At 62.2% G+C, this 15453-nt stretch carries 10 protein-coding genes; 4 read left to right on the forward strand and 6 right to left on the reverse strand.

Annotated features, from left to right (window positions below; genetic code table 11):
- Window positions 1-97: 97 nt before the first annotated feature.
- Complete coding sequence (locus OKW26_RS08995) at window positions 98-2245, reverse strand: molybdopterin-containing oxidoreductase family protein (RefSeq protein ID WP_429353355.1); 2148 nt, start codon at window positions 2243-2245, stop codon at window positions 98-100.
- Between the two features lie 479 nt (window positions 2246-2724).
- On the opposite strand from OKW26_RS08995, the gene OKW26_RS09000 reads away from it, so the two are divergent.
- Window positions 2725-3693: a LysR family transcriptional regulator gene (locus OKW26_RS09000; RefSeq protein ID WP_429353356.1), complete on the forward strand. Its 969-nt coding sequence runs from the start codon at window positions 2725-2727 to the stop codon at window positions 3691-3693.
- On the forward strand, window positions 3690-5000 hold the full coding sequence (gene dctA / locus OKW26_RS09005) for a C4-dicarboxylate transporter DctA (protein ID WP_429353357.1): 1311 nt from the start codon (window positions 3690-3692) through the stop codon (window positions 4998-5000). Before OKW26_RS09000 ends, dctA begins: the two co-directional genes overlap by 4 nt.
- A 40-nt stretch (window positions 5001-5040) precedes the next feature.
- Here dctA and OKW26_RS09010 read toward each other — a convergent pair whose 3' ends face one another.
- From OKW26_RS09010 to OKW26_RS09030, 5 genes are all read right to left on the reverse strand, one after another.
- A complete protein-coding gene (locus tag OKW26_RS09010; RefSeq protein WP_429353358.1) occupies window positions 5041-5823 on the reverse strand; it encodes a substrate-binding domain-containing protein in 783 nt (260 codons plus the stop codon).
- Window positions 5824-5876: 53 nt separating this feature from the next.
- Window positions 5877-7175 carry an MFS transporter gene (locus tag OKW26_RS09015; protein ID WP_184066240.1) on the reverse strand — a complete coding sequence of 433 codons (1299 nt, stop codon included), beginning with the start codon at window positions 7173-7175 and terminating at the stop codon, window positions 5877-5879.
- Between the two features lie 198 nt (window positions 7176-7373).
- Entirely contained in the window at window positions 7374-10073 is a 2700-nt protein-coding gene (locus OKW26_RS09020) for a CoA-binding protein (protein ID WP_429353359.1), read from the reverse strand.
- 10 nt (window positions 10074-10083) lie between these two features.
- Window positions 10084-11388 carry an ATP-grasp domain-containing protein gene (locus OKW26_RS09025; protein WP_090806627.1) on the reverse strand — a complete coding sequence of 435 codons (1305 nt, stop codon included), beginning with the start codon at window positions 11386-11388 and terminating at the stop codon, window positions 10084-10086.
- A 465-nt stretch (window positions 11389-11853) separates the two neighbouring features.
- The gene (locus OKW26_RS09030) at window positions 11854-12594 is read right to left on the reverse strand and encodes a FadR/GntR family transcriptional regulator (RefSeq protein ID WP_429353360.1); all 741 of its coding nucleotides are present in this window, start codon (window positions 12592-12594) and stop codon (window positions 11854-11856) included.
- Window positions 12595-12838: 244 nt separating this feature from the next.
- On the opposite strand from OKW26_RS09030, the gene OKW26_RS09035 reads away from it, so the two are divergent.
- Both OKW26_RS09035 and OKW26_RS09040 read left to right on the forward strand, forming a co-directional pair.
- A complete protein-coding gene (locus OKW26_RS09035; RefSeq protein ID WP_429354197.1) occupies window positions 12839-14386 on the forward strand; it encodes a sugar ABC transporter ATP-binding protein in 1548 nt (515 codons plus the stop codon).
- Window positions 14379-15407 carry an ABC transporter permease gene (locus tag OKW26_RS09040; protein ID WP_184031637.1) on the forward strand — a complete coding sequence of 343 codons (1029 nt, stop codon included), beginning with the start codon at window positions 14379-14381 and terminating at the stop codon, window positions 15405-15407. Before OKW26_RS09035 ends, OKW26_RS09040 begins: the two co-directional genes overlap by 8 nt.
- The last annotated feature ends 46 nt before the right edge of the window (window positions 15408-15453 follow it).

The raw sequence follows: 15453 nt of genomic DNA on the forward strand, positions 1-15453 counted from the left end.
CCGGTCGTGAGCGGCGGATTCAGCAGGACGGCCGGGTAGCTGCATCGTCGCGCTCGGAAACAAATCGTTCGATTCGAACGGGGTTCTCTCTTGCGATTCAGACTACCGCTTCGATGCGTACCGGCATTGCGCTCATTACCGGCATGGCGTTGATCGGATCAAGACCAACTGTAGTGCTGAGCAACTGGTTTGGATTGGCGCCGGCGTAGGTCTCGGGCTCCTCGTCGGGCATCGGTCCCCAGCCGTGCGGAATGGACACGACGCCTCGGCGCAGTGCGGCGTCCCCTTTGACGATAGCTCGAATGCGGCCATGCGGCGAAACAATGGCCACGCACTGGCCTTCGGTCAGTCCTTGAGCAGCCAGGTCATCGGGATGCACAAAGGCCGGATTGAACGGCATGCGTCGGCGCACCGCGGGCAGGTGGTGGTACATGGTGTTCTGCACGTCGCGCACGCGCCGCACCGCCAGGCGATGCGTGAACCCCGGCGGCGCCCCCGCTTCGTTCAGTACGCCCGCCAGTTCGCACTCGACGTCGTCCGGCATTACGTCGAAGCGCGCGGCGTTCCCTGGCTCGCCGGGCTGCACGATCATCGGTTCGATCTCGTAGACTTTCCCTTGTGGGTACAGCTTCAGTTCGTCAAATGAGATCGAGCCGTGGCGAACCAGGATCGCAAGCAGCTCTTCGGTGGTCGGCGCTGCGCGCATATCGAGCGGAACGTCGTCGAAATTGATGGTCTTGCCCAGGCGCCGCGCCAGATCCCAGAATACGAACCAGTCGTCCACGACTTCGGATCCCTCCGGCGGCGTCGCCACGGCGGCCGAGTATTGTGCGTAAGGCTGAAACATGATGTAGGACTCATAGTCGCGCGAATGCAGGTCGGCGCGCTCGAACATCAGCTTCGGTGGAATCACATAGTGCGCGAGCCGCGCAGTGTTAGTCATGAAAGGCTCGATGCATACCAGCAGTTGCAGTTGGCGCAGCGCATCGGCGATGCGGCGCTGGTCGGGCACGGCATCGACTGGATTGCCGCCGTCGACCAACAGCGCGCGGATCTGGCCGGCGCCAGGCGTAGTGATTTCCTGGGCCAGCGTGCCGCTCATCTTCTGGCCGAACAGCATGCCATAGCCGCCGACACGGCTCTTCCAGCCGGATTCCCAGGAACGGCGTGGCGCAATCACATCGGCCCGGCGCTGGTAGCGTGGGGCGACTACGCCGGGGTTCGGTACAGGGTCGCCGGGGCGAGCGAAGCGGCCACACACGACGTTGAGGCATTCGACCAGATGCTCGGCCAGATTGGAGTGCGGCGCCATGTTGGGCCCGGTTCCCGACGCGGCCGAGCCACGCTTGCGGCGCAGGCCGCCGGCCTCCCGCACGGGTTCCGCGAAGGCCGCAGCGGCGGCTTCGAGCCCTGCGACGCTGACGCCGGCGCGCTGGGCGACGTATTCGGGCGTGAACGGCTCGACCGCGTGCGCCAGTCGTCGCAGGTCCTTGACGTAGCGCGCGCAGAATTCGGCATCGTGCCAGCCGCGACACAGAATGATGCGCAGCAGGCCAGCCAGGACGGTCGGGTCCTCGCCCGGCAGCACCTGCAGGAAGACATCGGCATGGCGGGCGGTCTCGGTCTCTCGTGGATCGATCACCACCAGCTTAAGGCCGCGCTCCTTCGCTTCGTGGAGCTGCTTGACCGGATTCTGCAATGCAAAATTGAACGTGGATAGCGACACCAGCGGATTGGTGCCGACGAACAATAGCGCGTCGGCGAGCGCATACGGATCTTTGCCGGCAGCCCAGCCGCCCAGTCGCTCAAATGCCACCCATTTGGCCGACTGGTCGATGGTCATTGTGGAGAAAAACGAATTCGAACCCAGCGCCGCAAGGAAGGCGGGCAACATATGATTGGCGGCGAGGTTAGAGTAGTTCATGGTGCCGCGAAAGGCTGCGACCGCATCGGCGCCGTGGCGCTCGATCAGTGCCTGGAGTTGCGCCGCGATCTCGGCCAGCATCACGTCAAGCGGCATCTGCACGAAACTGCCATCGGGCTGCCGTTTCAGCGGGTGCAGGAGCCGCTCGGCGCTGTTATGCGCCTCATGCAGATACGCACCCTTGATGCAGGCGTAGCCGCGCGTGAGCGGATTGTCGCGGTCGCCCCGCGCGGCAACGACGCGTCCGGCGTCGTCCAGGGTCAAGCGCAGTGAACAGTTGCCGGCGCAGATGCGGCAGGCGGTGACGGCTTCGCGTGGCACGGCGAGCTCCTCGTGTAGTGTGGCCCACACCTCGTAACCACCCACAACTTTCGGCGTAAAGGTTGAAGCCGTGCCGGATACCTGCGCGATGACAGAGCACCCGCATACGACTAGCGTTAGATCGCCGCCAGGTTGCGGCCGTTCATTCGCTATTATAAACGACGTTCATATTTTGGCAAATAGCCCGGCGACCTGTTGCGAGCGCCGCTGCCCGACCGACACTGTCATCGAGAGGCCTCGCTGTTCTAGCGCCCTGCTGCTGTCTCACACGACTTTGGCGCGCCGTGCTTTCGCCCGTTGTCGGCCAGAGGGCGATGTCCGCGTCTCTCATATGAATGACGGCTGAGTCCGTGAAACCGGCCCGTCGCGCCTCACGTCTGCAGTACCGCCGGAGGGCCGAGCGAACGGGCGTAGTTCGCAATGGGCGCTTTGAGCTGCTTCATGCAAAATAGCCGCATCCAGGATGTGGAGGATGACTCGTGGGTATCAACTTCGACTTGAACGACTTGCAGGCGTTTCGAGCAGTAGTGGAACTGGGAAGCTTCCGCAAGGCCGCCGAGGCGGTGAGCATTTCGCAGCCGGCCTTGAGCCGCCGGATCGACAAGCTCGAGGAAGCACTCGGCGTGCGTCTATTCGAGCGCACCACGCGCAGCGTCACGCTCACCACCGTCGGCCGGGTATTCGCGCCGAGCGCCGAGCAGCTGCTTGATGATCTCGACGTCGCGTTGCTCGGCATCCGCGATGTTTCTTCGAGCCGACTGGGACGTGTCACCATCGCCTGCGTGCCTTCGGTGGCCTACTACTTCCTGCCGAGCGCCGTCGCGAGCTATCATCGCCGCTTCCCGCGCATCAGGGTCAAGATGCTGGATATGAGCGCGAATGAGGTGCTTGGCGCCGTCATCAGCGGAGAGGCGGATTTCGGCGTGAGCTTTCTGGGCAGCCAGGAGTCCGAGGTCGAGTTCAAGGTTCTGCTGCAGGAGCGCTTCGTGGCCGCCTGCCGCCGTGATCACCCGCTCGCCCGCAAAAAACGCGTGACTTGGAACGAGCTTTACGAGCACGAGTACGTCTCGGTGGACAAAACTTCCGGCAACCGACTGCTGCTCGATCAGGCGCTGTCGGCCGTGGCGCCGCATGCGCCGAGCGTCTGCGAGACGCGTCACGTAACGACCATGCTCGGTTTAATCGAAGCGGGGCTCGGTGTCGCCGCAGTGCCGTCGATGGCCATGCCCGGGCGCGATCACCCCATCCTCACGAGCGTGCCGCTCGTCGAACCGGTGGTGAAGCGGCGCGTGGGAATCGTGAGACGCCGTGGACGTCCACTTACACCGGCTGCGCAGGAGTTTCACAGAACGATTGTCGAGATGAAGCGCGGCGGCGTCGCATGCAGCGATGCCGTGGGCAATAACACGTCTCCAAAAGAGCGGCCAGGCAGGAAAACCGCATCATGAGGTTGGCAAGACCGCTTCGTTCGCTCTATCTGCAGGTTTTGCTGGGCATGATGCTCGGCATGGCGCTCGGTCACTTCTTGCCGCAAGCGAGCCCGCTGCTCAAGCCCTTGAGCGACGGGTTCATCGGCCTCGTGAGGATGATGATTGCGCCGATCGTTTTCTGCACGATCGTCTCGGGGATCACGTCGCTTGCTAGCGGGAAGGCCATCGGGCGCACAATTTTTCAGGCGCTGGGACTCTTCTATTTTTTGACAGCCGTGGCGCTTGCGCTTGGACTCGTCACGGCCTTCGTGCTGCGACCCGGCGCGGGCATGCACATCGACGCTAACCATCTGGACGCGAGCATCCTCGCGCAATATGCGAAGCACGCGCAGCCGGGCGGCCTTGTCGCATTCGCGTTGAGCGTCATCCCCGAGACGATGCTTGGCGCCTTCGACAAGGGCGAGGTCCTGCCGGTGCTGCTGCTCTCGCTGCTCTTCGGCTTTGCGCTAAATTCCTGTCCGGAGGCGGGCAGGCCGGTGCTCGCGCTCATCGACGGCATTGCCCAGGCCCTGTTCCGCATCCTCGCGATGATCATGCGACTCGCTCCGCTCGGGGCATTCGGCGCGATGGCTTTCACGGTGGGCCGCTTCGGCATCCGCTCGGTCGGATCGCTCGGGATGTTGATGGTGTCCTTCTACGTGGCATGCCTGCTGTTCATTGCGCTGGTGCTCGCTCCGCTTGCGCGGCTGCACGGCTTCGCACTTTGGCGGCTCTTGCGCTACATGCGCGAGGAGTTGCTCATCGTTCTCGCGACATCGTCGACGGAGCCGGTACTGCCGCGCCTGATCGCGAAGCTTGAGGCGCTCGGCTGCGACAAGGGCGTGGTGGGGCTTGTGCTGCCCGCAGGCTACTCGTTCAATCTCGACGGCACCGCGATCTATCTGACGCTCGCCTCGATGTTCATCGCGCAGGCGTGCGACGTGCCGCTTTCCGCGCCGCAGATCGCGATGATGCTCGCCGTTATGTTGCTCACGTCCAAGGGGGCGGCGGGTGTGTCGGGCAGCGGATTGGTGGCGCTCGTCGCGACGCTGACGGTGATTCCCGATCTGCCCGTCGCCGGGGTGGCGCTACTGGTGGGCATCGACCGCTTCATGTCCGAGGCGCGCGCCCTGACGAGCGTGATCAGCAACGCCTGCGCGGTGATCTTCGTTTCGATGTGGGAGGGTGCTTGCGATCGTACGCGTCTTGCGCGAATGCTCGGGGCGGCAGCGCCAGGCGGCGCGGACGGTGCGGGGGATCCCGCGAGAGATACCTCGGGGATGTGACAGGAAGGCCGCCTGAGGCAAGCCTTCATTCAGGTTTGCGTCAATGAGCGGAGACGGTATCCAGCCCTGTCGATTTGACGTCTGCCTGTACGCCAGGTGAAGCGAGGTAGTCGAGCAGGGCTTTCGCTTCCTTCGGATGCTGTGCGCTGACGGGAATGCCGGCGGCGAAACGCGTGACCGACTGCAGGGACTCAGGAATCTTTCCGACGAAGGTCGCCCCCTTGACGGGCAGCAACTCGCTCACCTGCTGGAAACCGATTTCGTAGTCGCCGTTCGCCACCACCGAGGCTACTGGAATCCGCGGGATCATCTTCGCCTTCGACTTGACCTGATCCTCGATGCCGAGCTTCCTGAACAACTCCCGCTCAATGTAGACACCGCTTGCGCTGTCCGAGTACGCGATCGACTTCGCATGCAGCAGGGTCTGCCGAAGGCCTTCTGCCGAACTGATATCGGGTTTCACCGCTCCTTCGCGCACGACCATGCCGATGCGCGAATCGGCCAGCTCGACCCGCGATCCGGGGATGACCTTGCCTTTCCGGATCAGTTCGTCAAGCGCATATCCGACCATGATAACGGCGTCGGCGGGCTCGCCACGCTCAAGCCGGTTGGGGATCGCTTCGGGCGATTTGCCCATCGACGGACCAAGCGCGGTGTCGAGCGTGTTGCCCGTTTCGGATGCGAACTTCGGGCCGAGCACCTTGTACGCTGCGGTAAAGCCACCCGAGCTCATGACGTGCAGGTCGGCGGCTTGCACGTTCGCCGCAACAGCCGAGGTTGCGACCAGTGCTGCGGCGCATAGTTTCAGAAACAGATTTCTCATGATCGGAGTCGTGTCAGGTTGTGTGTTTAGCCGCATGCGGAGCGAGACGCGAATCAGTGCGCCGGAGTCAGCGTCGCTGCGCGGCGGCGATAGAGTGCAAACGTCGCCATCAGGGCGCACGCTGCCGCGAAGCTCATCCAGTAGCCGGGTGCGGCCTTGTCGCCAGTCATGTGAATGAGCGCCGTGGAGATCGCCGGTGTGAAACCGCCGAATACGGCGGTCGCGAGGCTATAGGCGAGCGAGAAGCCCGCGACGCGTACCTGCGCCGGCATCACTTCCGTCAGTGCGACGATCATCGCGCCGTTATAGATGCCGTACATGAACGAGAGCCAAAGGAGGGCGAGCAGCATGTTGAGGAAGCTGGGCGCGTGAGCGAGCAGCGACAGGGCCGGGTGCGCGGTCGCGATGGCGAGCACCGTCATGGCGATGAGGAGCGGCCGGCGGCCGATCCTGTCGGAGAGGGCTCCGCCGATCGGCAGCCACACGAAGTTCGACACGGCCACACACAGCGTCACAAGCAAACTATCGGCGGTGCTGAGGTGCAGGACCGTCTTGCCGAAAGTCGGCGCGTAGACCGTGATGAGATAGAAGCTCGCGGTGGTCATCGCCACCAGCATCATGCCTGCAATCACGACGGTCCAGTTCTGGACCAGCGTCGTGAATACCTCCTTCATGCTCGGGCGATGCTGGCGAGCCTTGAACTCCTCGGTTTCCTGCAGATTACGACGCAGCACGAAGAGGAACGGCACGATCATGCAGCCGACGAAGAACGGCACGCGCCATCCCCACGCCGCGATGGTAGCGGCGTTCAGCGATTGGTTGAGCGCGAAGCCGAGGCCCGCGGCCACGACGATCGCCACCTGCTGGCTCGCGGACTGCCAGCTCGTGAAGAAGCCCTTGCGGCCGGGCGTGGCCATCTCGGCGAGATACACCGACACGCCGCCCAGCTCCGCACCCGCGGAGAAGCCCTGCAACAGCCGCCCGAGCAGCACAAGCGCGGGCGCCACGAGGCCAATGGTCGCGTAGCCCGGCACGAACGCAATGAGGATGGTGCCGCTCGCCATGATGGAGAGCGTGACGATGAGCCCCTTGCGGCGGCCGACGTCGTCGATGTACGCACCGAGCACGATCGCGCCGAGCGGGCGCATCAGAAAACCGGCACCGAAGACCGCGAACGTCATCATCAACGAGGCAAATTCGCTCCCGGCCGGAAAGAAGACGTTGGCGATCTGCGTCGCATAGAAGCCAAACAGAAAGAAGTCGAACTGCTCCAGAAAATTTCCGGCCGTCACGCGGAAAACCGCCGCGGCCTTTGAATGTCCCAGCGAAAGGGTAGAGGGCGAGGGGTGCATCAATGTGTCTCCTGAAATCCCGAGATATGCGGTGGTTCCGCTCTTTGTCTGTTCGGGAATTTTGGCCCGTGGCCAATCAAACGATAAGTGCAATCTTCCGAACGATTGATGTCGAATGGTTATCAATCGGCGCCTCTTTTTCGCCGCCGCGCGTTAGCTGTGCGCCAGCGCGTGGCGGCGACCATCAGAGGCCAGCGGTCAGGCCACGAAACGACACTGGGAAGCGGCCGTACGCGTGTCCATATTGCGTCCGCGGTTCAAATGATCGTCAATCTCCGCAGCGCAGCCCAGCATGCGCGGATAGAGGAAGATCGTGAACGCGGCCGTTTCAAGGTCCGCCTCGCTGAACTCCCCGCGCTTGAGCGGCTGCCACAGCATCTTCAACAGCAACGCGGCAATCACGGCATCGACATTGACGCAATAGACATTGCGCGAGACACCTGCGTCGAACAAAGCCTGCACCAGCACACGGTAAAACGCATGAAACGCGTTGTACTCGCCGCGGGCTTCATAAAGGTTGGCGATGAAGATTTCCCGCGGGTCGTGGTTCACCGGCTTGTCTTTGAAGACCGGATGATTAATACCCGGAAGTTTCGCAATATCGAGGCTCCCCAACTGCTTCTGGCGCGTCTTGTACTGCGCGTATCGCTCGACGGAGCGCCGGGCGAGCGCTTCGAGGTCCACGGTATGACGAGCATCGGTCGGATCTTCAAGGCCGCTGCTGCGGAACGCCTCGTTGAGGAACGCAATGCCTTCGTAGCCGTTGCCGCCATGCGTATATCCAGTGTGCGTGAGGAACCCCGCCAGAGCCTTGTTTAGCTGCACCCGTTCGGGACTTTCCGGGCCATCGGCAGATACTGCGCCCTTTGCGCCTTGCGCCGAAATGGCGCCGGGTCCGTTCGTGAGCAGCAAACCGACAAGGGTCTTGAACGCGAAAAGGTCGTCGGCAGTCGGTTTCAGGTTTAGCAGCGCTGCGAAGGCGATTTCCGTCAGAGTGCGTTCGCCGAGTAATTCTTCGGTGGCGAAGCCGCAAAATCCGTCCGGGCCGTGCCGCGAGGCGTCCGCTGAGGCGCCGATCATGGTGCCGAAGAGCTTTGTCCACCACGGCAAGCTTTCTGCGGTCAGGCGGGAGATCCGCTTGCGCATGAGCGGGCCCCAGGCGAGTGTCGTCGTGATCGCCGCGAGTACTGCTTCCGGGCGCGGATGGCCCGGGCCACACGACAGCCATCGGATGATTGCGGAACTTACGCCGCGCGAGGCGAGCCCGCCCAGCATGGCTTGCGCCTCTGGATCGGGTTCATCGCAGAACAGCGCTGCAGTGTCCGCGGTGTGGACTGCATTGACATCAAAGGTCTCGTCGAACGCGTCCGTGAGCTTGGCTGTCGCGAAGCCGTCGATCATCAGTGCTGCCGCCTCGCGCGCAGCACGCTGGCGATTCGGCCCGACGATCGCCGCCGCGGCCGCGAGCACGGCATTGGGCGCATTGCCCGCCTCGCGCGAAGCCTGCGCGGCCGCCAGTTCCGGTGTCCCGTGCAGATTCACTGCAGCGCCAACAGCCACGTCGATGAGCTTTGTGTCGTTTGCCCCGCCGAACTCCCGCAACAGCGCGAGGCAGATGTTCTCCTCGAGCGAGCGCGTCGCTGCTTCGAGCATGGATACCCCGTGCAGGCTGCTCACCTGCGTTTTTGCGTCCATCTGCGAGGCGCCCGAAGCGTCCTTCAAGGGTTGGCGCGGCGGGATTGCGCCGATCTGGCTGTTCGCCCGCGTAATCTGTTCGTTGTACGGCGCGACTGCTTCCACGACCGGCAGGGCGAGGTCGTCCGGCAGTTCGATCCCCTGATCCGAGCCAAACCACGGTTTGAGCGAGAGGCTGCCTTCCGGCTCAAAGTCGGGCATCGTCGCGTTCGCGCGCATCACTGCGGTGAGCGCGGCGGGAATGTGCGCGATGTTTGTCACAACGGCGCCCTTCGCCGAGCAGCATGGATCGTCCGGCGTAAAAAGACGCTCGACGCCGAACTTCTCCATGAACCAACGCTCCTTTGCAAGAGCATCGTCGGCGCCGCCCGCCATTGCGCCCGCATGCCCCACCGCGCGCGTCAGACGACTCTTCCAGCGGCCTACCACGCAGGCAACGACGGGTTTCGTAAATGTGGCGTCGGCCTCGTAGTAGCCGCCCGGCTCGCAGTACAGTACGGCAGCCTTGCTGCGCGCGTCGTTGGCGAGGGCAAAGGCGAACTCCGGCGCCGCATAGTGGATGTAGACGTCCTTGCCGCTGGATACGACGGTCGTTGTACCCCAGCCGCTCATGCGCAGATATTGCGCAATGGTGGTGCTAAACCCGCCCGAGTTGGAAAAGATCGCGATCGAGCCCCGCCGCAAAGTTGCGCCGGGATCATCGCCGCCGAGCGCACCCCCGATGCGCACCCGCTGCCAGGAGTCCGCGACGCCCAGCCCGTTCGCGCCAAAAATGTCGATGCCTGCTTGCTGGCCCATCGCGCGAATTTCCCGGGCGTCGTGCACGGAGATCTTCTCCGTAATGATAAAAATCTTGCGCAGATCGGGATTGACGCGGATCAGTTCGGCCACCCCATCGCGCGCGGCCGACGGCGGCAGATAGACGACGCCGCAATTGAAACGATGCCCGGCTTCGAGGCCTTCGCGCACGTTGTTATAGACGGGGATGTCGCCGGCAGGCGTCACGAGCACCTGCCCGCGCTTGCCAGGCGCAGTGCCGAATACGATATTCCCACCGGAAAACGCGTGGCTCACCGGCGTCACGTCCGACGACTCGCCTCCCAGAATGTTGAGCACACAAACGCGGTCCTCGCGCGTGACTATTTGTGCAAGCGACTGGATGCCGACGAAATACCTGAAATGATTATTGCCTTGCTTGACCATGTCGATCTCCTTACGCCTTTGCCGTATCCGCCTGCGGTTGCGTCTGACGCGCGCCGATGCGCGCTGCGACCTGCGCGCGTCCTCCCGATTGCATCCACGCATCGGCCTTCCGTGCGTACTGGATCACTTCGCTGATGTCGGAGTCAAAGCCGAACAGGCGATAGGGAAGACCGAGCGAATCACAGGTGTCGCGCAGTGCCGACATGCCACGAACAAGGTTTGGACCGCCGCGCCCAAGGACGACATAAAGCGGGGTGGGACCGTGCTCGCTGAAGTGCTCGCGTAGCGCATCGGCCATCGCGCGCAGTGTTTCGTAGATATCGGTGTTGTTGGACTTGCCGCCAATGATGAACAGTACGTTGGACTGCTTCAGCCAATGCCGGAAGCAGATGCGCGCCACTTCCTTCATTTTTTCGTAGGGAGGATTACCGCCGAAATCCGAAGAGATGATGGCTGCGTCGCCCAACATCTCCGTGACGAGCGAGTTGGCCCCGCCGCCGAACGTGGGCGCGAGGATCGTTCCCTTGTCATTGATCACATAGACATCGCTTTGACCCTGGTGCGTGCGAAGCTGGTTGATCTCCTGCTCGAAGTCCGAGTAGTCGGCAGCGAACAGGTGAGCAGGCAGGCCGAGGCGCGAGAAGCGCGGGTCGTCACGGTCGAACCCGCACTTGAAGTCGCAGGCCACGGGTGTGAGCCGACCGTTCTTGTCCTCGCGCATGCGGATCGGATTCAGCTCGAGCGTCGTCATGCCGAAGTCGTGAAAGAGCTCCCAGAGCTTCGGCAATTGCTGCACGAGCGGGGAAATGATTTCGCGCGGCGCGCCGATCTCGCTCAACGCATTCGCGACGACGAACGCCTTCAGGCCGGTCAATGCATCAAAGGGCACCATTGCGACGTGCTTTGGATCGACCTCTTCGATGTCCATGCCACCCGCGTGCGACAGCGTCATGGTGGGAGCGCGAAAGCGGGTGGAATCGGTGATCGAGAAGTAGACTTCATGTTTGGCCGGTACGCCTGCTTCGAACGTGACGCCGTTCGCCTTGGCCCTCACATGACCCACGACGTGCTCGGCGAAGTACAGCCGCTCTTTCTCGGCGAGCGCCGTCTTGAGATCTGTCGCGCGCCCGAGCAACCCGGCCTTGCCCTTCTTGCCCACGCCGCCCTTGAATACCGGCTTGATAAAGACCTGCCCGTGGCGGTCGATCAGCGACTTTATCTCCTCTTCGCTGGCGCTCGGCCCCAGCACTTCGCTGGCCGGGAATCCGACGAATTGCAATAGGCGCGCGCCGTGCAACATTCCGGTGATCTGCATATGAGTGTCTCCTGAAATTCAAGGCAATGACGATTGAAGCAGGTACTGAGTTCGCGTAGCTCGCTGTGCAAGGCGCGAAATGCTCGTCTGCCGTGGACTCGCTTGAAAGCGGCGGCAGGATTCACAACGCGAGGTGGGTCATGCGAGATCGGCATCGGCTACCGTTGGCGGCACCCGTGACCGGGTTGCACTGGAATGCGGCGAAACGCTGTTGTGCGTTTCGCGCCTGTCTCCGATGCGTTCTCTGTCGACGCGTTTATGAACTTCTTGAGCATCGATATTTGCTCAAGACGCCCCGAACGAGAAGTGCAATTTTCTGAAGCATTGATGTTCAACGGTTATCAATATCGTCGAACGCCGTTACGTTGTGGCGACAAGTGCTGCTTTCATGGTGGGCCTCACGGCGATGTTCAGGATTGCGCAGGGAACTGGCCGAGCTGAAGGAACACCGGTCGACTTCGCAACTCAACCCAGTCGCACGCGGCCAGCTTTACCGTCGGCATCGTTGGGCGCAACTTTCTTGATGTCACTTCCGACCCACCGCTCTTCAGAAGATTTCAGATGCGATCGCATCGCCGCTTCTGCAGCAATAGGGTCTCCTGCTTGCAGTGCATGCAGAACATTTTCGTGCTCCTCGACCGCAGCCATCCATGTGGCCGTATTTTCGACGAGTTCGCTAATCCTCGCCCCGATCGGATCGCGCCTCGCGTCAAACAGATCGGCCACATACCGGCTCAACACCGTATTGCCGGCCGTTTCCGCGATGATCAGGTGGAATTGCCGGTCCGGTTCCAGAGGAGATTTGCCGGCAGAGGCGAGGCGATGCATCGCATCCACGCTGCGCCGCAACCGGTCCAGAGAGCCGGCCGTAAGCCGCGTGCTGGCGAGCACGACGAGGCTACCTTCGATTACGGCCCGGGCCTGCATGATTTCCGTCGGACTTTCGCCTAATACAGCCAGTGACCCCTCACGTTCGTTTGCGGTTTCGAGCACATAGACGCCCGAACCCATGCGGGTCTCGACGCTGCCGCCGATTTCCAGTGCGATCAACGCCTCGCGCAGAGACGGGCGCGAAACACCCAGTTGCTGCGACAACTCGCGCTCCGGCGGCAGTCTCGACCCCGGCGGGAAATCCCCTCCGTGGATGAGGCCGCGAATCTGGTCGGCGACCAATTGGTAAAGCCGCTTTGGCTCGGTCTGTTTCATTTTGCTGCCGGAAGGATAAATGGCCCGGGTCGTCCGTCGACCAGCGATCAAAGTCTACCACGCAAGCCTGACAAGGTTTTCAGCGCATTTCGCAGGAACAGTTCGGGTTTGCCCTTGGTAAGGCCAGAAGAAGTATCTTGCAAATTGGCTTGACCAAAATCGCCATTTATTCTTTAATCTGCATCAGATTGGCCTGACCGACGGCAGCGCCTCTACACAAAAGAAGGAGACACGTGTGACAGATCTGAGCACTGACCTGGCCCCGCGCGTGGTGGACGGCTTCGCGTTAAAGGAATCCCCGGAGCTATTGAAACTGAGCGGACTGGGCAAGCGGTTTCCCGGTGTCGTTGCACTGGAGGACGTGCACTTCCAATTGCGCCGCGGCGAAGTGCACGCAATTTGTGGCGAAAACGGCGCGGGCAAGTCGACCCTGATGAAAATCGTCAGCGGGCAATACCAGCCGGATGCCGGCACGATCGTTTTTCGCGGCATGCAAAGGCGGTTCGCGTCGTCACTCGAGGCACAGGAAGCAGGCATTGCGATCATTCACCAGGAACTGAACCTGGTGCCCCACCTGTCGATTGCGGAAAACATCTACCTGGCACGCGAGCCCAAACGCGGGCCGTTCATCGATCGCGCACGACTGAATGGGAACGCCCAGCGCGCGCTCGCCCGCATTGGATTGTCGTTGCCGCCCACGAGGCTGGTGGGGACGCTGTCGATCGCCCAGCAACAGATGGTCGAAATCGCCAAGGCGCTCTCGCTCGACGCCCAGGTGCTGATCATGGACGAACCCACTTCGTCGCTCACGGAATCCGAAACCATGCACCTGTTCCGGATCATCAAGGAGTTGCGCGAGAGCGGGGTCGGCATTGTCTACATCTCTCATCGTCTCGATGAAATGAAGCAGATTGTCGACCGCGTGACGGTGCTGCGCGACGGGCACCACATTTCAACCGACGATTTCGCGGCGACCAGCATGGATGAAATCGTTGCGCGAATGGTCGGCCGGGCGCTGAACGATGCGTACCCGCCGCGCCGCTCGGTCCCGTCGCAGGACGTGCTGCTGCGCGTCGACAATCTGTCGCGCGCACCGGCATTTGGGCCGGTTTCGTTCGAACTGAGGCGAGGCGAGATTCTCGGCTTCGCCGGTTTGATGGGCGCAGGCCGGACCGAAGTGGCACGGGCGATTTTCGGCGCTGACCAACCGGACGGCGGCGAGATTCATATCGGGAGCGAGCGCGTCTCGATCCGCTCGCCTATCGATGCGATTCGCCACGGTATCGCGTATCTGTCGGAAGACCGCAAAAGCGACGGTCTCGCGCTGAAGATGCCGGTCGCGACCAACATCACGCTGGCCAATATCGAGGCGGTGTCGGGTCGCGCCGGCTTCATTCGTTTCGCCGAAGAAGCGGCCATCGCACAGCGTTACGTCGAAACGCTCGGGATCCGCACGCCAACGGTCCATCAACTCACGCGCAACCTGTCCGGCGGCAATCAGCAGAAGGTTGTCATCGGCAAATGGCTGTTTCGCAAATCGAAGATTCTGTTTTTCGACGAGCCCACGCGCGGGATCGATGTCGGCGCGAAATACGCGATCTACACGCTGATGGACCAGCTCGCCGCGCAGGGCATCGGCGTTGTGCTGATCAGTTCGGAATTGCCTGAAATTCTCGGCATGTCCGATCGCGTCGCGGTATTCCACGAAGGCCGGATCGCCACGATCCTGGAGACGCGCCACACCAATCAGGAAGAAATCATGCACTTCGCATCGGGACGAAATCATGCTTGAAATAACATCCGAACAGACCACTACTGTCGACACCAGCGCGAAGCTCCGGCGTCGCGACCTGATTCAGAAATTTGCCGCGCTCGGCAGTCTGATCATGCTGGTGGCCGTCTTTTCATTGACCAGTTCGGCTTTCTTCTCGGTCGACAATGGCATGACAGTGGCCTTGCAGGTGACGTCGATTGCCTATCTCGGCGTGGCGGCAACCTGCGTGATCATTACGGGCGGAATCGACCTGTCCGTGGGTTCCGTACTCGCGCTGTCCGGTGTGGTCGCCGCGTTGCTCGTCAAGGCTGGCGTGCCGATTCCTCTCGGCATGCTCGGCGGCGTCGTGGTGGGCGGCCTGTGCGGATTCGTCAATGGCCTGTGCGTCACGCGTATGGGTCTGCCGCCTTTTATCGCCACGCTCGGCATGATGCTGGTCGCGCGTGGTCTCGCGCTTCAGATCACTGGCGCACGCCCGGTTTCGGGACTCGGCGACGCGTTCGGCGAACTCGGAAACGGCGCGTTGTTCCGCATCTCGCATATCGGGGCAGACGGGTTCCCCGATACGGTATTTCCGGGGATCCCGTATCCCGTGATCATCATGGTCGTGCTGGCGGTGGCCGTGTCGATCATGCTGACGCGCACCTCGCTTGGCCGCCACATCTACGCAGTCGGATCGAATGCCGAAGCCGCGCGGCTCTCCGGCGTCAATGTCCGCCGCGTCACCTTGTTTACCTATGTTCTGTCCGGCGTGCTCGCCGGTCTGACGGGTTGTGTGCTGATGTCGCGGCTCGTCACGGCGCAACCGAACGAAGGCGTCATGTACGAACTCGATGCGATCGCCAGCGCCGTGATTGGCGGGACGTCCCTGATGGGCGGTGTCGGCACGATCTCCGGTACGGCCATCGGTGCGTTTGTGATCGGGGTGCTGCGCAATGGCCTGAACATGAACGGCGTATCGAGTTTCATCCAGCAAATCATCATCGGACTGGTCATTCTCGGCACGGTCTGGATCGACCAGGTCAGAAACCGTCGATGAAGCACATCGAATGAAGCCATTCGAGAAGTCCAACAAAGCAGTGCAA

The sequence above is a fragment of the Paraburkholderia sp. 32 genome, assembly GCF_050435345.1.
GTDB classification, from domain to species: domain Bacteria; phylum Pseudomonadota; class Gammaproteobacteria; order Burkholderiales; family Burkholderiaceae; genus Paraburkholderia; species Paraburkholderia tuberum.

Excerpts from the sequence above, each read along its gene's own strand:
- dctA (WP_429353357.1), top strand. The coding sequence starts at position 3,690 with ATGAGGTTGGCAAGACCGCTTCGTTCGCTCTATCTGCAGGTTTTGCTG.
- OKW26_RS09010 (WP_429353358.1), bottom strand. The coding sequence starts at position 5,823 with ATGAGAAATCTGTTTCTGAAACTATGCGCCGCAGCACTGGTCGCAACC.
- OKW26_RS09015 (WP_184066240.1), bottom strand. The coding sequence starts at position 7,175 with ATGCACCCCTCGCCCTCTACCCTTTCGCTGGGACATTCAAAGGCCGCG.
- OKW26_RS09020 (WP_429353359.1), bottom strand. The coding sequence starts at position 10,073 with ATGGTCAAGCAAGGCAATAATCATTTCAGGTATTTCGTCGGCATCCAG.
- OKW26_RS09025 (WP_090806627.1), bottom strand. The coding sequence starts at position 11,388 with ATGCAGATCACCGGAATGTTGCACGGCGCGCGCCTATTGCAATTCGTC.
- OKW26_RS09030 (WP_429353360.1), bottom strand. The coding sequence starts at position 12,594 with ATGAAACAGACCGAGCCAAAGCGGCTTTACCAATTGGTCGCCGACCAG.
- OKW26_RS09040 (WP_184031637.1), top strand. The coding sequence starts at position 14,379 with ATGCTTGAAATAACATCCGAACAGACCACTACTGTCGACACCAGCGCG.